The sequence below is a fragment of the Pseudomonas sp. 22082 genome, from assembly GCF_052046055.1.
In the GTDB taxonomy this organism is placed as follows: domain Bacteria; phylum Pseudomonadota; class Gammaproteobacteria; order Pseudomonadales; family Pseudomonadaceae; genus Aquipseudomonas; species Aquipseudomonas pharyngis.
In genome coordinates this window covers 57386-79804 of the sequence record NZ_JBQEQB010000007.1, presented here as the reverse complement: position 1 = coordinate 79804, position 22419 = coordinate 57386, and the positions used below count along the sequence as shown (strand labels likewise).

The 22419-nt window shown below is 59.0% G+C and carries 15 protein-coding genes; 10 read left to right on the top strand and 5 right to left on the bottom strand.

The genetic code is table 11. The features are described 5' to 3' along the window. Window positions 1-340: 340 nt before the first annotated feature. From lon to cmoB, 7 genes are all read left to right on the top strand, one after another. Window positions 341-2764: an endopeptidase La gene (lon, locus tag ACTJK9_RS10430; protein WP_085610905.1), complete on the top strand. Its 2424-nt coding sequence runs from the start codon at window positions 341-343 to the stop codon at window positions 2762-2764. Between the two features lie 168 nt (window positions 2765-2932). After that, window positions 2933-3310 carry a hypothetical protein gene (locus ACTJK9_RS10425; RefSeq protein ID WP_085610906.1) on the top strand — a complete coding sequence of 126 codons (378 nt, stop codon included), beginning with the start codon at window positions 2933-2935 and terminating at the stop codon, window positions 3308-3310. A gap of 121 nt (window positions 3311-3431) precedes the next feature. After that, window positions 3432-3824, top strand: coding sequence for a protease inhibitor I42 family protein (locus ACTJK9_RS10420; RefSeq protein WP_085610907.1), 393 nt, complete (start codon window positions 3432-3434; stop codon window positions 3822-3824). Between the two features lie 2 nt (window positions 3825-3826). After that, complete coding sequence (locus ACTJK9_RS10415) at window positions 3827-4477, top strand: lysoplasmalogenase (protein ID WP_178076445.1); 651 nt, start codon at window positions 3827-3829, stop codon at window positions 4475-4477. A 123-nt stretch (window positions 4478-4600) separates the two neighbouring features. After that, the gene (locus ACTJK9_RS10410) at window positions 4601-5086 is read left to right on the top strand and encodes a hypothetical protein (protein WP_085610909.1); all 486 of its coding nucleotides are present in this window, start codon (window positions 4601-4603) and stop codon (window positions 5084-5086) included. A gap of 228 nt (window positions 5087-5314) precedes the next feature. Then, the gene (cmoA, locus tag ACTJK9_RS10405) at window positions 5315-6022 is read left to right on the top strand and encodes a carboxy-S-adenosyl-L-methionine synthase CmoA (RefSeq protein WP_234420636.1); all 708 of its coding nucleotides are present in this window, start codon (window positions 5315-5317) and stop codon (window positions 6020-6022) included. Continuing rightward, window positions 6019-6975, top strand: a complete 957-nt coding sequence (cmoB, locus tag ACTJK9_RS10400) for a tRNA 5-methoxyuridine(34)/uridine 5-oxyacetic acid(34) synthase CmoB (protein WP_064599221.1) — start codon at window positions 6019-6021, stop codon at window positions 6973-6975. The genes cmoA and cmoB overlap by 4 nt, the downstream gene beginning before the upstream one ends. 128 nt (window positions 6976-7103) lie before the next feature. Here cmoB and tadA read toward each other — a convergent pair whose 3' ends face one another. The 3 genes from tadA to ACTJK9_RS10385 are packed head-to-tail and all read right to left on the bottom strand — an operon-like array spanning window position 7104 to window position 9143. Then, window positions 7104-7601, bottom strand: a complete 498-nt coding sequence (gene tadA / locus ACTJK9_RS10395; RefSeq protein WP_440813669.1) for a tRNA adenosine(34) deaminase TadA — start codon at window positions 7599-7601, stop codon at window positions 7104-7106. Then, window positions 7601-8977: a multicopper oxidase family protein gene (locus ACTJK9_RS10390; RefSeq protein WP_221398053.1), complete on the bottom strand. Its 1377-nt coding sequence runs from the start codon at window positions 8975-8977 to the stop codon at window positions 7601-7603. Before ACTJK9_RS10390 ends, tadA begins: the two co-directional genes overlap by 1 nt. Window positions 8978-8990: 13 nt before the next feature. Continuing rightward, entirely contained in the window at window positions 8991-9143 is a 153-nt protein-coding gene (locus ACTJK9_RS10385; protein WP_158090085.1) for a hypothetical protein, read from the bottom strand. Between the two features lie 31 nt (window positions 9144-9174). Here ACTJK9_RS10385 and ACTJK9_RS10380 point away from each other — a divergent pair, with 31 nt between their 5' ends. The 3 genes from ACTJK9_RS10380 (at window position 9175) to ACTJK9_RS10370 (ending at window position 19077) form a co-directional block, all read left to right on the top strand. Further along, the gene (locus ACTJK9_RS10380; protein WP_440813665.1) at window positions 9175-12252 is read left to right on the top strand and encodes a membrane-targeted effector domain-containing toxin; all 3078 of its coding nucleotides are present in this window, start codon (window positions 9175-9177) and stop codon (window positions 12250-12252) included. Between the two features lie 276 nt (window positions 12253-12528). Further along, a complete protein-coding gene (locus tag ACTJK9_RS10375) occupies window positions 12529-16770 on the top strand; it encodes a membrane-targeted effector domain-containing toxin (protein WP_440813860.1) in 4242 nt (1413 codons plus the stop codon). Between the two features lie 234 nt (window positions 16771-17004). Further along, complete coding sequence (locus ACTJK9_RS10370) at window positions 17005-19077, top strand: TerD family protein (protein WP_221398056.1); 2073 nt, start codon at window positions 17005-17007, stop codon at window positions 19075-19077. A 163-nt stretch (window positions 19078-19240) separates the two neighbouring features. Here ACTJK9_RS10370 and guaA read toward each other — a convergent pair whose 3' ends face one another. After that, window positions 19241-20818, bottom strand: a complete 1578-nt coding sequence (gene guaA / locus ACTJK9_RS10365) for a glutamine-hydrolyzing GMP synthase (RefSeq protein ID WP_064599229.1) — start codon at window positions 20816-20818, stop codon at window positions 19241-19243. A 99-nt stretch (window positions 20819-20917) separates the two neighbouring features. Further along, entirely contained in the window at window positions 20918-22387 is a 1470-nt protein-coding gene (gene guaB, locus ACTJK9_RS10360; protein WP_011335798.1) for an IMP dehydrogenase, read from the bottom strand. Window positions 22388-22419 lie beyond the last annotated feature (32 nt).

The window sequence follows — 22419 nt, the reverse complement described above, 5'->3', positions numbered from 1 at the left end:
GGAGGTGCAGCGAAGCAAACCGTAGGCGATGCCCCCGGATGAATCCCGGAACGAAGGAACGCCGAGCCACAGCGAGGCGCCGAACGCAGGGGCCTAGACCTTTGGTTCCTTTGGGGCGTTTGCCAAAGGGACTCGCCGTAAGGGCGAAACCGCCAGCGGGCGCACCCGAAGAAACGGATATGTACTCGATAAATCCCCAGCATGGCCGGCCCAAAGGCCGCCAAGCCCAACCCCAAAACCCTGTCAAAACCCTGAACACACAAGCAGAAACACCCACCCCCATTGAAACCACCCAAACCCTGCCCCATCTAACAGCCATACCCAATTGCGCAGGTGCCCCATGAGCGACCAGCAAGAATTCCCCGAGAACCCCGACGACATCACCGAAACCGACGCCGAACACATCGAACACCACGTCCCAGGCAAAGGCCTCGCCCTGCCCGGCCAGAACCTGCCGGACAAGGTCTACATCATCCCGATCCACAACCGCCCGTTCTTCCCGGCGCAGGTTCTGCCGGTCATCGTCAACGAAGAACCCTGGGCCGAAACCCTCGAACTGGTCAGCAAATCCGAACACCACTCCCTGGCCCTGTTCTTCATGGACACGCCCCAGGAAGACCCGCGCCACTTCGACACCAAGGCGTTGCCGCAATACGGCACCCTGGTCAAGGTGCACCACGCCAGCCGCGAAAACGGCAAACTGCAATTTGTCGCCCAGGGCCTGAGCCGCGTACGCATCAAGACCTGGCTCAAACACCATCGCCCGCCGTACCTGGTGGAAGTCGAATACCCGCACCAGCCCACCGAGCCGACCGACGAGGTCAAGGCCTACGGCATGGCGCTGATCAACGCGATCAAGGAACTGCTGCCGCTCAACCCGCTGTACAGCGAAGAGCTGAAGAACTACCTCAACCGCTTCAGCCCCAACGATCCGTCGCCGCTGACCGACTTCGCCGCCGCCCTCACTTCGGCGACAGGTAATGAGCTGCAAGAAGTGCTGGACTGCGTACCGATGCTCAAGCGCATGGAAAAAGTCCTGCCGATGCTGCGCAAGGAAGTCGAAGTCGCGCGCCTGCAGAAAGAAATCTCCGCCGAAGTGAACCGCAAGATCGGCGAGCATCAGCGCGAGTTCTTCCTCAAGGAACAGCTCAAGGTCATCCAGCAGGAACTCGGCCTGACCAAGGACGACCGCAGCGCCGACCTCGAACAGTTCGAGCAGCGCCTGGAAGGCAAGGTCCTGCCGACGCAGGTGCAGAAACGTCTCGAAGAAGAGATGAACAAACTGTCGATCCTCGAAACCGGATCGCCGGAATACGCGGTCACCCGCAACTACCTCGACTGGGCGACCTCGGTGCCGTGGGGCGTGTACGGCGAGGACAAGCTCGACCTCAAGCACGCGCGCAAGGTGCTGGACAAGCACCACGCAGGGCTCGAGGACATCAAGGACCGGATCCTCGAATTCCTCGCGGTCGGTGCCTATAAAGGCGAGATCAGCGGCTCCATCGTGCTGCTGGTCGGCCCGCCGGGCGTGGGTAAAACCAGCGTCGGCAAATCCATCGCCGAATCCCTCGGCCGGCCGTTCTACCGCTTCAGCCTCGGCGGCATGCGCGACGAAGCCGAAATCAAGGGCCACCGCCGCACCTACATCGGCGCGCAGCCGGGCAAACTCGTGCAGGCGCTGAAAGACGTCGAAGTGATGAACCCGGTGATCATGCTCGACGAGATCGACAAGATGGGCCAGAGCTACCAGGGCGACCCGGCCTCGGCGCTGCTGGAAACCCTCGACCCGGAACAGAACGTCGAATTCCTCGACCACTATCTGGACCTGCGGATGGACCTGTCGAAAGTCCTGTTTGTCTGCACCGCCAACACCCTGGACTCGATTCCCGGCCCGTTGCTGGACCGGATGGAAGTGATTCGCCTGTCGGGCTACATCACCGAAGAAAAAGTCGCCATCGCCAAGCGTCACCTGTGGCCGAAACTGCTGGAAAAGGCCGGCGTGTCCAAGGGCAGCCTGAGCATCAGCGACACGGCGCTCAAGGCCTTGATCGACGGTTACGCCCGTGAGGCCGGCGTGCGCCAGCTGGAAAAACAGATGGGCAAACTGGTGCGCAAAGCGGTGATGAAGCTGATCGAGGATCCGAAAGCGGTGATCAAGATCGGCCCGAAAGACCTCGAAGCGTCCCTCGGCCATCCGGTGTTCCGCAACGAGCAGGTGCTGTCCGGCACTGGTGTGATTACCGGTTTGGCCTGGACCAGCATGGGCGGCGCGACCTTGCCGATCGAGGCCACGCGGATTCACACGCTCAATCGTGGTTTCAAACTCACCGGGCAACTGGGCGATGTGATGAAGGAGTCGGCGGAGATCGCCTACAGCTACGTCAGTTCGCACCTCAAATCCTTCGGTGGCGATCCGAAATTCTTCGACGAAGCTTTCGTTCACTTGCACGTCCCTGAAGGTGCGACACCGAAAGACGGCCCGAGCGCCGGCGTGACCATGGCCAGTGCCCTGCTCTCCCTCGCCCGTAACCAGCCGCCGAAAAAAGGTGTGGCGATGACCGGCGAGCTGACGCTGACCGGGCATGTGCTGCCGATTGGCGGGGTGCGCGAGAAGGTGATTGCGGCGCGGCGGCAGAAGATTTTCGAACTGATTCTGCCGGAGCCGAATCGTGGCAACTTCGAAGAGCTGCCGGATTACTTGAAGGAAGGGATCACCGTGCATTTCGCCAAGAAGTTTGCGGATGTGGCGAAGGTCTTGTTTTAACCCGATGTAACCAAGGCATTGCCTCTATTGGAATGCCTTGGTCTAAATAACCAAGCGAAAATTCGATATCGCAAAAAACGATAAAAAACTGTCAATTACTACAGTAGCCTGTCGCCACATCTCCCTCCAGACTCCCCTTTCGAACTTAGTCATTCAGGGAGTCCATCAATGTCAACACAATCGAATATTTCCGATTATTTTACGGTTACACAAAATGGCCAAAAACTCTTCGAAACCGACCATATCGCGGTAAAGCAAGAACAAGGCTACATAACAATCGAAGGTTCCAAGGAACTGGGTTTTCCGAATGGACAGGCAATCAAACTTACAATTGATCCATCAACGCCTGACGGCGAGCACGAATTCAAGAGAGGTGAGAAGCTACTGGAAGTTTTCTACCTCAACAAAAAGGGAACACAGTACGCCTACAGGGGAACGTTTACTTCCGAGTTGGACAACACCAACAGGAAATATCGAATTGGCTTTGAACTTGATTTCCACGGCCATCACGATCCTATTCAGGTGCAACTCGACGTTAGTGGATAAACACTCCCCAGACTCAGGCTGATCGACAGCGCGCAGCCTTGGCCTGCGCGGCTTTGGTCACACTTTGTCTCATCTTCAGTTATGCTCGCCGTTCGTCGCCAACGCCGGAGCCACTGAATCCATGTCCCCCCTTCGCCTGTTTGTCCCCCTGTCCCTCGCCCTGCTGGCCGCCTGCGCCACGCAACCGAAAACCAACGTGACCGTGGAAAAACAGAGCGAATGCCCGGTGCGCCTGACCAACGGGCAAAACCTGATCGTCATGCTCCCGAGCAACCCCACCACCGGCTACCGCTGGGCCATCCAGGATTCTGCAGGCGGCATATTGCGCGCCCTCAGCCCCGAGGTTTACAGCAATCCGGAAGATGCCGGCGTGGTCGGCGCGGCCGGCCTCTCGACCTGGCGCTTCCAGGCTTTCGCCCCCGGCACCGGGCGTCTGCGCCTGACTTCGCAGCAACCCTGGGCGCCGGAAGTGTTGCCGGTGGAGACCTTTGACTGCGCCATTTCGGTGAACTGATCGTGGGCTGGCTGATCCTCGCGCTGATGGGTGCAGTGACCTTTCTCTATGGCCTCAGCACCCATGCGGCGCTGCTGTGTCTGTTGGTCAAACCGTTGCCGGTGCTGGCGTTGCTTGGCTGGCTGCATGACGCGCCACCCAGCGACTATCGGCGTTGGATCAGCCTCGGCCTGATTTTCTCGCTAGTCGGCGATGTATTGCTGGCGTGGCCGGGAGACCTGTTCGTGTTTGGTCTGGGTACGTTTCTGCTGGCGCATCTGGCGTACCTCAAGGCTTACCTCAGCGATTGCCGGCGCCTGGCCCTGCTGCCGCTGGTTCTCGCCTTGGGCGTCGGAGCAGTATTGCTCGGGATTCTTGTTTCCAACGGATTGGGGCCATTACTGTTTCCCGTCATCGTCTACGGCACGGCGGTCAGCGCGATGCTGTGGCGCGCACTCGCCCGTTTGGGAACTGCTGTGCCTAAACGCTCGGCGTTACTGGCGGCTGCGGGCGCACTGGCATTTGTGTTCTCCGACAGCGTGATTGGCATCAACCGTTTCGTCTCGCCGTTCCACACTGCGCCGTACATCATCATCCTCAGTTATTGGCTGGGCCAATGGGGTATCGCTGCTTCGGCCTTTAATAAAAGCGAACGACTCAAACAGTTTCCATAGCAATAACCTTAATTTCGATACGTTATAAAAGACTGTCAGATCTGACAGTGGCTCAGTTTTCGCTCCCTGATTACTCTTCCCTTGGCATCAATCAACCCCAAATGCAAAACAAGGAAGAGAACCATGAACGTATTCAAAAATAGCGCATCGGCGAATGCGGCAGAACCCTTTGTATCTGTCAACTGCGATTTTAAAGCATCGATTTCAGACCGCGTGGATTTCCGCAGTCAAAACATTCAGTACTTCGAGGACTACACAAGCGATGATATCGCACTTATTGCACGGTCATACGAGACTGGTTTTAATGATTCCAAAAAAGGGATGTTTTTGATTTTCCCCAAAGACATCCAATCGGGAAGTTACAAGCCATCTGATGAGAACTTTCCGTTTAAAAAATTCGAGTATTATGAAAATGCATCCAATGGAAACTATACAACTTCCTATACCTACGAAGCACAGAGCGGCACTGTTAATGTCGAAGTCATTTCAAACGACTCCAAGGCATTGCGCTACCTGATCAAATTTGATTTCAAAGGCAAAGACAACAGGACCGAAGAACTGCGCGTACAAGGCGAAGCACAAATAAATATCTTCACACGCGCTTTATGATCTGGCGCTAGACAATGAATGACCAGTCGTCCCTTTTCGATTTGGTCATTCATCAGACTTTTCGGGTTTTACCCGCCGCCAAGCCCCTCTTCACATCCTCTGCGGTTTCCCACGTTTTATCAGACAACCCGCGCATCTGCGCGTCAGTTTGGCTAAAATGCCGGCCTTTTCATCGACACCGCCGGAACCGCCGTGAGCAAAGAACCCGATCGCATTTTCGCCCAGCCGATGGCCCAGGTGCCTGACTTCGCCTTCAATGAGGACGTGGTGCGGGTGTTCCCGGACATGATCAAGCGCTCGGTGCCGGGTTATCCGACCATCGTCGAAAACCTCGGCGTGCTGGCGGCACAATTCGCCCAGCCGAACAGCGTGCTCTACGACCTCGGCTCATCGCTCGGTGCGGTGACCCAAGCCCTGCGTCGCCATGTGCGCACTGACGGTTGCCGGGTGATCGCGGTGGATAACTCGGCGGCGATGGTCGAACGCTGCCGCGAGTACCTCAACGGTCAGGATTCGATGTTCCAGGAGTTGCTGCCGGTCGAGGTGATCGAAGGCGACATCCTCGCCCTCGACTTCAAACCGGCCTCGGTAGTGGCGCTGAACTTCACCCTGCAATTCATTGCTCCGGAACAGCGCACGGCGTTGCTGTCGCGCATCCGCCAGTCGCTGCTGCCGGGCGGCGCGCTGATTCTGTCGGAGAAGCTGCGCTTCAACGATGCCGAAGAACATGCGCTGCTGACCGATCTGCACGTCGCGTTCAAGCGCGCCAACGGTTACAGCGAACTGGAAATCGCCCAGAAGCGCAGCGCCATCGAAAACGTCATGAAGCCCGACAGCCTCGAAGAACACCGCGAACGCCTGCTGGCCGCCGGGTTCTCGAAAGTCGTGCCGTGGTTCCAGTGTCTTAACTTTGCCTCGTTGATTGCCTTGCCATGATTGATCTGTCCCCCCTCGCCCGCCGGCTGGCCGGCACGCCGCTGGCCGAATGGGCCAGCACCCTGCAAGTGCAGCTCGACAAGAAAATGGAGAAGGGCCACGGCGATCTGGAGCGCTGGCAAAGTGCGCTGGATGCCCTGCCAAAGATCCAGCCAACCGAAGTCGACCTGCTCGACGGCCTGAAGCTGGACACCGATTGCGACGATGAAACCCGCGCGCAAATGCGTACGGCGCTGATGGGCCTGTCGCCGTGGCGCAAGGGGCCGTTCGATCTGTTCGGCGTGCACGTCGACACCGAATGGCGCTCGGACTGGAAGTGGTCGCGGGTCTCTCCGCATCTGGATCTGAAGGGCAAACGCATCCTCGATGTCGGTTGCGGTAACGGCTACTACATGTGGCGCATGCTCGGTGCCGGCGCCGACAGCGTGATTGGCGTTGATCCGAACTGGCTGTTCTTCTGCCAGTTCCAGGCGGTGCAGCGTTATCTGTCAGAGCCGAATGCCTGGCACCTGCCTTTCCCGTTCGAAGACCTGCCGCCGAATCTGGAAGGTTTCGACACGGTGTTTTCAATGGGTGTTTTCTATCACCGCCGCTCGCCTATCGAGCATTTGCTGGCGCTGAAGGATTGCCTGGTGAAAGGTGGCGAGTTGGTGCTGGAAACGCTGGTGGTTGAAGGCGACAAGCATCAGGTGCTGGTGCCGGAAGACCGTTATGCGCAGATGCGTAACGTGTGGTTCCTGCCGTCGGTGCCGGCGCTGGAATTGTGGTTGCGTCGTGCCGGTTTCACCGATGTGAAATGCGTGGATGTCAGCACCACCACCGTTGAAGAACAGCGCGGGACCGAGTGGATGAAGTATCAGTCGCTGAGCGATTTCCTTGATCCTGAGGATCACAGCAAGACGATCGAAGGACTGCCGGCGCCGATGCGGGCGGTGATTGTCGCGAAGAAGTAAATCTTCCAAACACCACAAAACCTGTGGGAGCGGGCTTGCTCGCGAAGGCGGTGTGTCAGGTACATCAATGTCGCCTGGAACTCCCNTCCCTATTCGCGAGCAAGCCCGCTCCCACATTGGTTTTGTGTTCAGTCAGCCGGTTTCGCGCGCCGCGCCCGGAAGAACTCGGTCAGGACCGCCCCACACTCCTGCGCCAGCACCCCACCTTCATACAGCACTCGATGGTTGAGAAAGCCCTGAGTGAAGAACTGCCCCTGGCTCTGCACAATTCCGGCCTTGGGCTCCAGCGCGCCATACACCACCCGCGCAATCCGCGAGTGCACGATCAGCCCCGCGCACATGCTGCACGGCTCGAGCGTCACGTAGAGCGTGCTGCCCGGCAGGCGATAGTTATCCACCGCTTGCGCGGCGGCGCGGATCGCGACCATTTCTGCGTGTGCGCTGGGATCGCTGGTGCTGATCGGGCAGTTGAAACCACGACCAATGATCTCGCCGTCCTGCACCAGCACCGCGCCCACCGGCACTTCGCCGAGGGCCGCGCCTTGGGCCGCCAAGGCCAAGGCTTCACGCATGAAGTCGCGGTCTCGGCTGCGGTCGATGATCGCCTCGGGGCGAATCTGGCGCATCACTTCACCTCGATGGCGGCCATCAGGCCGGTTTCCATGTGATCGATCACGTGGCAGTGGAACATCCACACCCCCGGGTTATCCGCCACCAGCGCCACTTGCGCGCGCTCGTTCTTGCCCAGCAGGTAGGTGTCGGTGAAGTACGGCACGATCTTGTGCCGGTTCGACGCAATCACCTTGAAGCTCATGCCGTGCAGGTGGATCGGGTGCTGGTACTGGGTCATGTTCTTCAGTTCGAAAATATAGCTCTGGCCCAGTTTCAGGCTGGCGATCGGCCGGTCGGCGCAGGTCTTGTCGGTGATGTCCCAGGCCTTGCCGTTGATCTGCCAAAGGCTCGGCGGCTTGCCGTTGTCGACATTCACCGACACCGACCCGACCCATTCGAAATTGAAGTTGAGTTTCTCGGCATTGGCCAGGTCCGGCTCGGCCACCGGGTTGGCCGGCAGCGCTTTCGGCCAGTCGGTCGGCGCATCATTGTTGGCCACCGAACGCAGGGTGCCCAGACGCACCGGGCCATTGCGCAGCGACAGTTCCTCACCGGCCGGCGGTGCCTTGATCGCCAGGCAGATGCGCATGCCGGGACCGAGCCAGTACTCCTTGCCCAACGGGCGCGGCTCGACCGGGTTGCCGTCCAGCGCATAGATCTGCGCTTCGACGCCGGGAATGTTGATGCGATAGGTCAGCGTGTTATCGAGGTTGAGCAAGCGTACGCGGGTGATCTGCCCCGCCGGTAACTCAATCACCGGCGAAGGCACACCGTTGATGGTCGACAACCGCCCCGCCGTACCGCCACGAGCCGCTTCACGGGGAATGCTGAACTCGACGAAGCGACCCTCGTCGTCGATGTGCCAGTTCTTCAGGCTCAGCGTCTTTTCGTACTTGAATCCGGTCGGCTCGCGCTCCTCGACAATCAACGGCCCAACCAGCCCGCGACCGAGTTCTTCGCTGCTGCTGACATGCGGGTGATACCAGTAGCTGCCGGCATCCGGCACACGGAATTTGTAATCGAAGTATTCGCCCGGCAGCACCGGTAGTTGCGACACGTACGGCACGCCGTCCATCTCCAGCGGCAGGCGAATGCCGTGCCAGTGAATGGTCGTCGCCACCGGCAGATGGTTGATGAAGCGCACCCGCAGCCACTCACCCTGACGCACGCGCAATTCGGTGCCCGGTGCCGACGGGCCGAAGGCCCAGGCTTCAGTCTTGTGCCCTGGCACCAACTCGACATCCAGTGGCGCGGCGATCAGTTCGTAGTCGTGACCGGCGTTGGCATCCGCAACCTTGCCCAACCAGTAACGCGTCGCGCCGCCGGCTCCCGCGCCAACCACTGCCAGACCGGCCAGGCCACCGAGGATTTGTCGACGGGAAAAGGACATGGACACAACTACCTCACAGATCAGCCGCAGGCCAGGGCGCCCGCAAAAGGCGAATACGATACACCTGCGCTTGCGAAACAGTAAGGGTGACGCGGCGGATGGCCGCAGATTCGCTCACCTGCGGGTGGTACATATGTACCGCACTGTCCTGGAACGAACGGCTCATTCTCGAGCTCTCTTCTCAAGGATCAGAGCCAATGAACCCAGCAGAAACCCGCACACTGCCGAACGCCGCCGACAAGGCCGCCCTCGGGCACATGGCCACGCAGGTCGTCACCGCTTGCCCGAGCCTGAACGACACGGCCCGTCAGGTCGCCACAGAGCTGATGACCAGACACGGCATCACCGGCCTCGACCCCGATCACGTCTATTACCACCGGTTCAGAACCGCGCAGAGCCTGTCCGTCTCCTTCACCGGCTGGCAGCACTATGGTGAAAAACCCTATGAGAGCCTGACCCTGACGCAACTGGTGATTCAGCGATTCCGAGTCACCGATCAGGACAATGCCGACTTGCTGGATCTGTACGGGGGCTTTTACAGCGCTGGGCCTGACGCCGAAAACTTCGATGCAACCAACGAGGTTCGCCTGCACGGCAACGAGGTGCTCAGGGCGTTCTGGGACATCAACTTCAGCGAGCGTTACCGCAACGAACTGCAAACCTTCTGGAACAACCACTCCGGCGAGTTCCGCACCCTGGCAAAATGCAGCTTCCTCGGCAAAGCCGTCGAAGCGCGGGAGCTCGGTCACCTGAGTGACGATGACTTTCTGACAGTGGTCAATGCGGTCATCGGCCCGCTGACCTGGCCCGTCGACCTGCACACCCTGCAAACAGAAACCGGGGGCGTCCATGGCGCGCAGGTCTACACCCTGGATATCGCCGGTCATGTCGCCACGGACATCCTGCGCATCATCGATTCAAAGGGGCGGCATATCGTTTACGTCCCCGGAGACACTCAGGCATTCCATGTACTGAATACACCTTACGAGCTGCACTGGTGGGCTCTGCAACAACTGAACGAAAACGCGCCGCGCGAGCTGTTCCTCAAACACTTCCCGCTGGCCGACCGGCACTCGATGACCGAGAACATCAGCGATCTGATGAATCGCCTGGTCGCCACCTGGGGGCACGGCGATCATCACCTTATCAATCAGAATGAACAGGCAGTCAGCGAGGACGCGTTCAGCTGGCTTCGTGATTCCACCCGCAACGCCATGTTCGCTGAAGCCGACCTTTCCCTGACCTCAAATGGCGATCTGCGCAAGAAACTGTGGATCGGCTACTTGAGCGCCGGTCTCAAAGTACTGGGTCCGATGGCCGTCGTCGGCTGGCCCGTGGCATTGCCGGTGATCGGCGCCAGCCTCGCCAGCATGGGGCTGAACATTGATCAGGCGGTCAACGGCAAGACTACCGCGGAGCGCAAGGATGGAGTGATCGGAGCAATCGTCAGTGGTATCGATGCGTTGTTCAACCTGCCGTTTCTTGCCGAGTTCGATGGTGCATCGCCAGCCGTCGAGGCCGGAGAAATGGCTGAGGCCGATACGGCAACCGAACTGGAGCCGGAACATCCGAATGAAGTGTTTCCAGCCCTGGAGGAGTTGTCTTCGACAGCGCCTGAAACCGTGCAGGTGCCTGAGATTCCTCCACACTATCGATCGAACGAACTGCTGGAAGGTCTGACACCGGTATCCGAGACTGGCAAGTTTCAGGGTATCTACAGGCTGAATGCCGACCCTCCCTACGCCATCGTCTTGAAAGACACGGCTTATTACGTCCGCTACTTCACCGACTCACAGGGCGGCGGATTCTGGGCGATCGTCGATCCGGTGAGACCCAATCAGCTTATCCATGCAATGCCGGTGCGCTTGAATGACGAAGGGGTTTGGGAGCGCATGACTCAGTTGGGCCTCAAGGGCGGCGGTCAATGCCTCGGCAAACAATGCACCGTAGACGTGGTACTGGAACTCGACGAGCTCGAGCCGACACCCGAGGAATCCGCGCAGCCCGTAGAACCCGTCGCTTCACCTGCCCCACCCCCTGCCGAACCCCAGCCTTCGACCTCCAATGCGATCCATCAGGTCCAGACGCCCTACGACGTTGCCGGGGCACGACGGCTCGAGCTGAAACGCTGGGCGCTGCAACTGCGCGAAACCCATGTCCGTCTGCAGATTGGTCCCGATGGCGGGTTTATCGCTCCAGACCGTTATGCGCTGTATTGCGCCGACAAGGTGAGCGCACTCCTGACTTCCGCCAGACGCTTCTTCGGCAACCTTCCATGGGCGAACCTGCCTCCACGCCCGCCGATTCCGGCGGTCACGCCCTCGACGACCTTCGCCGACTTCATTGCACAGGCACTCGAAGAAGCGCCCGGCCTGGTCATTGGCGAGACCCCGGACCGTATCACCAGCATGCGATTGATCATCCAGAACATGCCCGTGCTGGCGCGCAATGGAGTCAAGACACTCTACGTACGTCGATTGCTCAATGACTTTGCCCAGGTCGAACTGAATGACTACTTCAGGTCCGGCGTCATGTCCGAAGACCTGCAACTGTACCTGAGCCGGCTCGGCACCGATCCCGCAGCGCAGTTTGACGAACTGGCGCTGGTCAGGACGGCCCGACAAAACGGTATTCGGGTCCAGGCCACCGATTGTGCGGCGACCTACAAAAAACCCGTTGCGCTCACGCTGCCTGAACAGCAGATGGCGACCACCCACCTGACAGCCGACATCATGTTCATCGACGAGACCATGAATGACGTTGGCAAGTGGGTGGTGCTGACGGGAGTCGAAAATACCAATACGTTCAGGGGGGTGGCCGGTATCAGCGAACTGAAAGGTGGAATCGGCGTTCGGATCGAGGAAGTCGATCCGGGACAGGGCGAGCGCATTGAGCCAGACCCAGGCGTTGCGATAGAACGCGGCCCCCATCCACAGACACAGACATTGCGCGGAACCGTCGATACCCATTTCGCCGATCTGCTATTGCGCGCAGAAGCGCCTTTGGTAAGCCGCAGCGAGTTGCAGATCCATCAATTGCTTTATCGCGCAGGCATGTATGTTTTCGATCGTTTCGAAGGGGTCTACCGATTGTTTCACCGCAGCCAGACGGGCGAGGTTGTACAAACCCCCGTTCAGACTTTCGCGGATGGGCGCTACTACATTGATCGACCATCCTGGGGGACGGTCAACCGCGTTCCTTACGATAATCTTGAACAGTTATCCAGCGCACTGAAGCAGATGGGACTGCAACTCCAAAGCCGTCTTCCAGCTTGATCGGAAACCGGGCGGGTCAATTTCGACCCGCCCGGGTTACGGATCGCTCGTTCGCTGCGGAGTTTTCCTATCCGGTTTTCCCCAAATACGACAATCAATCGTCACCCTAGCTGACAGACGTGTCGTGCCTGCACTTGAAATGATCGCGGTGTTTTTTTCAACCACCACGCTCAAGGAAAGACTGTGGACACAACAAAAGACATCGCCCTGCCCAACGCCGACGACCGGAAGGCGCTCAAGGCATTGGTGCCGACACTGGTCGCGGCCTGCCCCGACATGTACGAAATGGCCTGCGCCATCGCCAAGGACATCCTCGCCAGACATGACCTCGCTCACCTGGAACCCGAACAGGTTTATTGGCATCGGTTTCACGCAGCACAAAGCAGCTCTCGAACGTTCACAGGCTGGGAGCACCTGTTCGAAACTCCGCGTGAATCGATGACCCTGCCACAGCTGGTGATCCAGCGATTCAGCGTTCACGACCAGGACAACGCCGACCTGCTCGACGCCGATGCCGGTTTCTACACCGCAGGACCGGAGGCGGGCACCTACAACGAGAGCAACGAGGTACGCCTGCACAGCAGTGATGTATTGAAAGCGTTCTGGGGAATCAACTTTGCCGATCGTTACCGGAAAAAAGTCGATGCGTTCTGGAGCAAACACGCAAAGACCTTCAGGGCCCTGGCCAAATGCACCTTTCTGGCAAAGGCCATGGAGGATCGTGAAAGTGGTCGGCTGTCGGATGACAACTTCAGAACGGCCGTCAAAGCGGTCGCCGGCAATGTGAGCTGGCCGGTCACCCGCCAGATGCTCGAAGACGAAGCCCTGCCGGCTGACGGCTTGCGGATCGGCCTGCTGAAAATCGGCGGTTTCGTCGCGACCGACATCCTGTGCATCACCGATGGCCATGGCGGCGTGATCCTTTACGTACCGGGGGAAATCTGGGGGGTGCATGCCTTGCAAAACGCTCGCGACCTGCATTGGTGGGTGCTGTCGCAAATCAGAAAACCTTCCGATCGAAAACGCTTCATGGCGCATTTCCAGGTCGCCGATCACGACATCATCGAAGACACATCATGGCGTGCGGTCGCGAAACGGCGATGGCTCTGGGCACTAGGCCCGCTCGCCGGAGTCGTCTCGGAACTGTGGCGCGCCCCGCATATCGAGAATGTCGGACTCAATCATGCGCTGGATCTCTTGATCAGTACCTGGGACAGCGACGATCACTCCCTCGTCGCCCGTACAGGCAATGCACTGACCACCGATGTGTTCACTTTTCTGGGAACCGCCACCCACGCCCGCATGATCAGCGATGGGGAATTCATGATGCATTCCAATGGCGATCTGCGTAAAAAACTGTGGGTCGGCTATCTGAATGCTTTCAATCGCATGTTCGGTCCCATGGCAGCCGTTGGCTGGCCGGTGGCGCTGGCGGTGGTCGGTGCAGGCATCGCCAACGTTGGCCTGCAGATCGACCAGGCAGTCAATGGCAAGACGCCAGAGGCGCGCAAGACTGGCGTGACCGGGGCGATATTCACGGCCATCGATACCGTGTTCAACGCCCTTTTCATCAAGGGCGGCGAGCTTCTGCCCGAAATTGCCGAAACCGAAACATTTATCGAACCGGAAGAAGAACTCGCTCAAACGGCGCTGTCCATCGCACCGCAAGAAAAACTCGCCGAAGCGGCACTGGCCCGTTCGCCGCTGCCAACGCTGGCCGAGATCGCGCCGAAACAGGTATTGCCTGCGGCACCGGAGGATTTTCTCGCATCGTTCAAGACCGAAATCGGCGAAAGCACCCGGATGGAGACCGGCAATCCGAAACTGCAGGGGATCATTCAAACCGCTTCCGGCAAGCATTACATCTATATGCGCCGTGCCGGATCCGACGGCTTCTACCAGGTGCGCTACGTCGAGCAGATGCGCGGCTGGGTTATCGTCGATCCGAGCAATCCCTATTCGTTTTATCGCAACGTGCCGGTGCGCCTGAACGAAGCACTCAAGTGGCAACCTGTCGCACGCCCAGGCCTCAGGGGAGGCGGAAAAATATTCGGCGACTGGCCCTGGGGACACACTGCCGATCCGCTGCCCGAAGTGGCGATGCAACCCATGCCGTATGACATTCCTCAACCCTACAGAGCGACGCTGCGCTCGGTAGCGCAAGGCCAGACCGATGACTTTGCGCTGGACACCCTGCAGGGAGGCGACAATGTTTATCAGGACTTCAAGATGCTGCGTCGCAGCCTGTATGACGCCTCCATCGACTCTTTCAGCGCCCCGAATCTGCCTCCGCGTCCAGCCCTACCACCACTCAAGCCTGCAACCCCCTTCGCGGAGATGACCAAGCGTCTGCTCAAGGAAGTCCCGGGGCTGGTGCTCGGTCAGGACAACGCCGCCTCAGGCGCCCGTGGTGTATTGATCGACAACTTCAAGGCACTGAACAAACAGAAGGTCAGAACCCTGTATCTGGATCATCTGCTGACCGACTTCCATCAGGCGGAACTGGACTTGTTCCACAAGACTGGCAAGCTGCCACCCGCACTTGAGGACTATCTCAAAGCCCTCGACACCCGATTCGCTGCCGATCCTGCCGGCCCCCATTCCTACACGGAACTGGTGAAAGCCGCCCAGAAAAACCATATCCGCGTACAAGCTATCGATTGCATGGCCAGCCGCCGCTTTCCGAATATGGAGAACACCTCCGAGGTCAGCAGCCGGAAGATGATGAATTATTTTTCCGACGCGGTGATCCGGGCCGATCAAGCAGCACGAGGATCCCATCGCTGGATAGCCCTGGTAGATGAGACACGCGCCAGCACCTTCGACAAGGTCGCCGGACTCAGCGAGCTGGAGGGTGCCGCTTCATTGCGCATCGAAGAACTGCCCGTGGGCAAGGCTGGCGTGTTATCGACCGACCCGGGCAAGAAGGTGCGGGACCTGTTGGGCAACCCCATCGATCTGATCAAAAGCGACATGCGTTTGCAATTGAATGCGCCGCCCCCGTTGGCCTCCGCCCGCACGCTGGAAGAGGCCTTGCCCGCAAGAGGCATGTTCATGCTTCAGGAACCGTCCACGCTGGTCCACCGCAGCGGCGACGGGACGCTGGTACATACGCCGATCCAGCAGGATGCCGGAGGGTTTTTCATCGTTCGCCCCCGATGGGCGACAGTCAGCGGCCGTCATTTCGACAGTGTGCATGAGCTGACACAAGCGCTGGCAGATGAAGGCTTGACGCTCAAACGGGTGCGAATAGATCCGATGGCAACGCCAGAAACCCCAGGCATCGAACCTGCCGACGCAGGTACGTTGGCCACTCCTGAAATGCCGCTGACTGACACCGCTGTCACCCATTCGCCCTATGACATTCCCAAGCCGTTTCGCAGCGAACTGAAGAACGCCGCCATCATCGGCAATGAACGCATACTGGGCGATGCATTCGAGAGCCTCGACAGTCACTCCCCCCTCAACGCATTCAGGGCTCTGCGCAGGCAGCTGCGTGAAGCAGCCACGCATTTTTTCGCAGAGCTGAACTTACGTCCGCGTCCGGTCCTGCCTGCTGTAGACCCGACCGTGACAGCCGAGTCATTCATCGAACAATTGCTCGCTCGGTTCCAGGGGCTGGTCATCGGTGAGAGCCATGCCGATATCGGCAGTAAACAGTGGCTCATCGAACAGATGCCGACCCTGGCCCGCAAAGGTGTGAAAACGCTTTACATGGAACACCTGCTCACTGACTTCCATCAGGCAGCCCTGGACAACTTCGCCAGGACTTCCGTGATGTCCCAGGACCTTGAGCTTTATCTGGAAAGCCTCGACCAGGGCCACATGACCGACCCGACGCGGCGTTACACCTTTCTCAATCTGGTGAAAGAGGCCAACCGCCACGGCGTGCGCATTCAAGCCATCGACTGCATGGCCAGTTACAGACTGGAAGGCATGCGAGGCCTCGACCCGACAATCCGCCAGAAGATGATGAACTTCTTCGCCCACACGATCATCGAGGCCGATCAGGCCGCACGCGGCCCGCACAAATGGGCCGCGCTCATGGGCAATTCACACTCCAATACCTTCGAGGGCGTCGCAGGGGTCAGTGAGCTGGAAGACGCAGTCGGCCTGCGCATCGAGGATGTCGGCTACGGCGAGGCTCGTGGATTCGAACCGGATCCTGGCAAGACTTTTCTTGACCATAACGGCAATCCGACCGGCCGCGTACAAGGTGATATCCGCCTGCAAGTGCAAACACCGTGGAAAGCCGGGACGAAAAAGGAGATCGATCAGTTGCTGAGTCGTCCGGGGATGTACACCTTGAAACAGGAGCCCCGCGAAACGCTGCTTCTGCACCGCGGTCGCGACAACGTGATTGCACGTACGCCGATCCACTTTGAATCCGGCCGCTATTTCATCGAGCGTCCCGCCTGGCCGACGCTCCATGAGAAGCGCTTCGGCAGCGTCGAAGCCTTGCTCAAGGCGCTGAACGAGCGGGGCCTGACCCTGGCCGGCTGGCACGGGCCTTTGTAAGCGGCAACAAAAAGGCAGAAGTAGCTTGTTACTGTTGATAGGCACAACAGCCTGACAAAAAGCAAAAACCTTCCGTAGAATGCCGGCGTGGCTATGGAACACCTTCCTTCTAAACCCTCCGAACTAGGGGTTCCGCTCTCCACACCGCGCCTGCTCCCAGCAGGCGTTTTCATATCGGCTGTAGACATGATCCTGCAGCTAGCTCACGACGGCGACCCAAGGAGAAAATCAAGAATGAATCAGGAGCTGTACCTGCGTCGCCGGAGCAAAGTTCACGTCCCGATGGGCACTGGCGGCGCCACGCGCGCTCAGGTCGCGTCGGCTGTCCGGGAAATCGCGGCGTTCCGATGCGTACTGTCAGAGCCTCTGATTAAACAAATCGGCCTGTTGTCGGCGACAGAACTTAAGTACTGGTTGCGTGACATTGTCGGAGTTCTTCGGCGCAGGAGTGGCGCTCATGTGCACCACCGGCCGTTTTATCCTGACTTTCCTGAGCAGATTCTGACGGCCTCGGAGGCCGATCTGTACCTCAACGCCGTCATGCATTACCTCACGCTTCGACGTTTACCAGCGACTGAAGAATCTCGACCTCCATTGCTGGAAGGCAAGCTCGTACCCTGGGTTATCGAATCGGGAAGCATCCCCGAGTTCGAGTCACTTTTGGAGCCGCTGGTTTCATCTCGCACATCACTCTGCGAAGAAGAAACTGCCGATGTCATCTGGTTTATCCGTCACTACAAAAGTGATGTGTTCCGCCTGCTGCCTGACGTCGTCCCGTTCCGGGAGATCCGGGCACAGGTTGGCGGCGCACTGATCCTGTATGTCGCTGGCGATGCTCGGGTGGATGCATTCCTGGAGCAAAACGTCGAAACAGCGACTGACGTGCTACGACTTGCGATCGCGTTGAATGGAGGAGACGTGTCACTGGCAACAGCTTCGACACGTTTCAACGCGATGAAGCGCTCGATGCGCCGTCTGTTGTTGAGCCTGCTCGATCGAATACCCAACGCTACAGAAGACGTGATGCGGCAAGCCGAGCGATGGAAACGCCTGGCTGAAGTACTTCATCCGGGTGACTACCCCGATAAGTACCCAAGAGCGCTGGCCGCCATTACCGCAGCACGTCGCAACGAAGCGCCTGCCTCATTTGGTTCACGTGTCGAAACATTATTCGCCCAGCGTGATATTGCCAAGCTTGTGCCCGTGCTACAGAGCCGTCCCGGTGAGTTCGCACGACGGCTGGACGCGACCCTGCGGCGCGCGACGGAACCTGAGTCGGTTCTCGATGCGTTCGAGATTGTTGCACCACAAGTGTCTTCGCCTGTCCTGCTGCAGTTGCTGGCCCAGTCACGTGCGCCGCGCCCCCTGCCACTTCGGGCGTTCACACCGAAAGGTTCATTCGCGAAAATCTATGGCATCAAGGATGACCGAGAGCCTCTCGCACCCGCAGTGCTAGCTCGTGCAGCCCGAATCTGCGAGGACGCTCTGATAACGCGCTTTGCGACACTGCCGCTATTGGGTCGCTGTTACATCGATTCAGAATTACGCGAATACAGGGTACCGTTGGCACAACGCGCTTCTTCGAAATCGCTACGGACACTGGTGCGGGGCAGCCGATTGCCGATGCCCGACACACGTTTCATTCGCCTTTTTCTGTGGTGGAAAAACGGTCGTTCACGTACGGACATCGATCTGTCCGCCGCATTCTTCGATGTCGACTTCGTGTTCAAGGAAACGGTTGCGTACTACAACCTGAGAGATTACGGCGACTGCCATAGCGGCGACATCGTCGACGCACCCGAAGGGGCTTCGGAGTTCATCGACCTCGACCTTGAAGTCCTCGTCGAGAAGGGTATTCGTTATGTCGTCACGTCCATCAACTCGTACACCCAGCAGCCCTACTGCGATCTTCCAGAATGCTTCGCTGGCTGGATGGCCCGCACCGATACGGCATCGGGCGAAGTATTCGAGCCGCGAACCGTGTTCGATCGAATCGATATCGCATCCGACACACAGATCTGTCTGCCATTTGTGATGGACTTGAGAGAGCGACGCGTGATCTGGGCCGACCTTGGACTGACCGCTGCTCCCCGGTGGAACAATGTCGGGAACAACCTCAGCGGAATATCTTTGATGCTGCGGGCTTTGGTACATACACCACGACCTGATCTGGAGACGCTGTTCGACTTGCATGTACGAGCACGAGGCGAACGAGTGGCTTCGCCGCAGCAGGCACAAGCGGTGTTTGCACCTGATCAAGGGATAACGCCGTTCGATACGGATTTAATTCGGGCACAGTTCCTCTAACACTTGCACGTGTCTTTGCCATTCATTTGGAACGGCAACTCTTGCCTCGGCACTTTCCGCCCAAAAACAAAAATGCCAGTCAGCTTAGCTGACTGGCATTTTCTATATCCCCTCTTGCACCTCAGTGAATCCAACCTTGAATTCTAGAGGGCGAGGCGCGGGCTCACTCCCACTCAATCGTCGCTGGCGGCTTGCTCGACACGTCGTAAGTAACGCGCGAGATACCCTCGATTTCATTGATGATGCGGCCGGAAACGGTTTCCAGCAATTCGTAAGGCAGGTGTGCCCAACGGGCGGTCATGAAGTCGATGGTTTCCACCGCACGCAGGGCCACGACCCAGGCGTAACGACGGCCATCGCCGACCACGCCAACCGATTTCACCGGCTGGAACACGACGAAGGCCTGGCTGACCTTGTGGTACCAGTCGGCCTTGCGCAGTTCTTCGATGAAAATGTGGTCGGCGCGACGCAGCAGGTCGGCGTATTCCTTCTTCACTTCGCCAAGGATCCGCACGCCCAGGCCCGGACCCGGGAACGGGTGACGGTAGACCATGTCGTACGGCAGGCCCAGTTCCAGGCCCAGACGACGGACTTCGTCCTTGAACAGTTCGCGCAGTGGCTCGACCAGTTTCAGGTTCATTTCTTCCGGCAGGCCGCCCACGTTGTGGTGCGACTTGATCACGTGGGCCTTGCCGCTTTTCGCGCCAGCCGACTCGATCACGTCCGGGTAGATGGTGCCCTGGGCCAGGTACTTGATGTTGTCGAGCTTGCAGGATTCGGCATCGAACACGTCGATGAAGGTGCGGCCGATGATCTTGCGCTTCTTCTCTGGATCGGCTTCGCCGGCCAGGTTGTTCAGGAACTGGTCTTCGGCGTTGGCGCGGATCACCTTGACGCCCATGTTCTCGGCGAACATGGCCATCACTTGCTCGCCTTCGTGCAGACGCAGCAAGCCGTTATCGACGAAGACGCAGGTCAGTTGATCACCGATGGCCTTGTGCAGCAGCGCCGCAACCACCGAGGAATCCACACCGCCGGACAGACCCAGCAGCACGTTGTCGGTACCGACCTGTGCGCGGATGTTGGCGATGGCGTCTTCGGCGATCTTCGACGGGGTCCACAGGGCTTCACAGCCGCAGATGTCCAGCACGAAGCGCGACAGGATGCGACCGCCCTGCTTGGTGTGGGTCACTTCCGGGTGGAACTGCACGCCGTAGTAGGCGCGCTCGTCGTTGAACATGCCGGCGATCGGGCAGCTCGGGGTGCTGGCCAGGATATGGAAATCGCTCGGCATCCTGGTGACCTTGTCACCGTGGCTCATCCACACGTCGAGGCCGAACAGGCCGTCAGCGTCGATATGGTCTTCGATGCCGTCGAGCAGGCGACTCTTGCCGACCACGTCAACGCGGGCGTAACCGAACTCACGCAGCTCGGAGCCTTCAACCTTGCCGCCCAGTTGTTCGGCCATGGTCTGCATGCCGTAGCAGATACCGAAGACCGGTACGCCCAGGTCGAACACCGCTTGCGGGCAGCGCGGGCTGTTGGCTTCGTGCACGGACTCGGGACCGCCGGCGAGGATCACGCCTTTTGGCGCAAATTCGCGGATCGCATCTTCGTCCATGTCGAACGGGTGCAGTTCGCAGTACACACCGATCTCGCGCACGCGGCGGGCGATCAGTTGGGTGTATTGCGAACCGAAGTCGAGGATCAGGATGCGGTGAGCGTGAATGTCGAGGGCCATGATTCAGTCTCGTCTAAATAATTCAGAAACAGTCTTGATTCAGAAACGACTCGGGGCTGAATAAAACAGCCCCGGTCATTTAACGTTTTGCTTGAAGCCTCAACCTACGCGGTAGTTTGGCGCTTCCTTGGTGATCTGCACGTCGTGAACGTGGGATTCGGCCATGCCGGCACCGGTGATCCGCACGAACTCAGGCTTGGTGCGCATTTCTTCGATGTTGGCGCTGCCGGTGTAACCCATCGAAGAACGCAGACCGCCCATCAACTGATGGATGATCGCGCTCAGGGTGCCCTTGTAAGGAACACGGCCTTCGATGCCTTCCGGAACGAGTTTCTCGGCGCCTGCCGAGGAGTCCTGGAAGTAACGGTCGGAGGAACCTTGAGCCTGGGACATGGCGCCCAGCGAACCCATGCCGCGATAAGCCTTGTAGGAACGGCCCTGGAACAGTTCGATCTCGCCCGGCGCTTCTTCGGTACCGGCGAACATCGAGCCCATCATCACGCAGGAAGCACCGGCAACGATGGCCTTGGACAGGTCACCGGAGAAACGGATGCCGCCGTCGGCGATCAACGGAACACCGGTGCCTTCAAGGGCAGCGGCGACGTTGGCGATGGCACTGATTTGCGGAACGCCGACACCGGCGACGATACGGGTGGTGCAGATCGAGCCAGGGCCGATACCGACCTTGACCGCGTCGGCGCCGGCTTCGGCCAGGGCCTTGGCGGCTGCGCCGGTGGCGATGTTGCCGCCGATCACCTGCACTTCAGGGAAATTCTCTTTGACCCAGCGAACGCGGTCGATCACACCTTTGGAGTGACCGTGAGCGGTGTCGACCACCACCACGTCCACTCCGGCATTGACCAGAGCGGCAACGCGGTCACCGGTGTCTTTACCGGTACCGACCGCAGCGCCAACGCGCAGACGACCCTGGTCGTCCTTGCTGGCCAGCGGGTAGGCCTTGGCTTTTTCGATGTCTTTGACAGTCATCATGCCTTTGAGGGCAAACTTGTCGTCGACGATCAGGACTTTTTCCAGGCGGTGCTTGTGCAGCAGCTCGCGGACTTCGTTCTTGTCGGCGCCTTCGCGAACAGTGACCAGACGCTCTTTCGGCGTCATCACTTCACGAACGGTGGCATCCAGACGGGTTTCGAAACGTACGTCACGGGAAGTGACGATGCCGACCAGGTCGCCATCGTGCAGCACCGGAACACCGGAAATGTTGTGCATGCGGGTCAGTTCGAACAGATCACGAACCGTGGCGTCAGCCTCGATGGTGATCGGGTCCTTGACCACACCGGCTTCGAACTTCTTGACCTTGCGAACTTCGGCAGCTTGCTGCTCGATGGTCATGTTCTTGTGGATAATGCCGATGCCACCTTCCTGAGCCATGGCGATTGCCAGACGGGCTTCGGTGACGGTGTCCATGGCGGCAGAAACCAGAGGAATGTTCAGCTCGATGCCACGGGTAAGGCGGGTCTTCAGACTGACTTCGTTAGGAAGCACCTCGGAATAACCGGGCACTAGGAGAATGTCGTCGAAGGTCAGAGCTTCTTGGCTGATACGCAGCATCGCGGGGGCTCCCGAGCGGGAAAATGGAAGCG

Coding starts and splice junctions, on each gene's coding strand:
- lon (WP_085610905.1), top strand. CDS start 341: ATGAGCGACCAGCAAGAATTCCCCGAGAACCCCGACGACATCACCGAA.
- ACTJK9_RS10425 (WP_085610906.1), top strand. CDS start 2,933: ATGTCAACACAATCGAATATTTCCGATTATTTTACGGTTACACAAAAT.
- ACTJK9_RS10420 (WP_085610907.1), top strand. CDS start 3,432: ATGTCCCCCCTTCGCCTGTTTGTCCCCCTGTCCCTCGCCCTGCTGGCC.
- ACTJK9_RS10410 (WP_085610909.1), top strand. CDS start 4,601: ATGAACGTATTCAAAAATAGCGCATCGGCGAATGCGGCAGAACCCTTT.
- cmoA (WP_234420636.1), top strand. CDS start 5,315: ATGGCCCAGGTGCCTGACTTCGCCTTCAATGAGGACGTGGTGCGGGTG.
- cmoB (WP_064599221.1), top strand. CDS start 6,019: ATGATTGATCTGTCCCCCCTCGCCCGCCGGCTGGCCGGCACGCCGCTG.
- tadA (WP_440813669.1), bottom strand. CDS start 7,601: ATGCGCCAGATTCGCCCCGAGGCGATCATCGACCGCAGCCGAGACCGC.
- ACTJK9_RS10390 (WP_221398053.1), bottom strand. CDS start 8,977: ATGTCCTTTTCCCGTCGACAAATCCTCGGTGGCCTGGCCGGTCTGGCA.
- ACTJK9_RS10385 (WP_158090085.1), bottom strand. CDS start 9,143: ATGAGCCGTTCGTTCCAGGACAGTGCGGTACATATGTACCACCCGCAG.
- ACTJK9_RS10380 (WP_440813665.1), top strand. CDS start 9,175: ATGAACCCAGCAGAAACCCGCACACTGCCGAACGCCGCCGACAAGGCC.
- ACTJK9_RS10375 (WP_440813860.1), top strand. CDS start 12,529: ATGTACGAAATGGCCTGCGCCATCGCCAAGGACATCCTCGCCAGACAT.
- ACTJK9_RS10370 (WP_221398056.1), top strand. CDS start 17,005: ATGAATCAGGAGCTGTACCTGCGTCGCCGGAGCAAAGTTCACGTCCCG.
- guaA (WP_064599229.1), bottom strand. CDS start 20,818: ATGGCCCTCGACATTCACGCTCACCGCATCCTGATCCTCGACTTCGGT.
- guaB (WP_011335798.1), bottom strand. CDS start 22,387: ATGCTGCGTATCAGCCAAGAAGCTCTGACCTTCGACGACATTCTCCTA.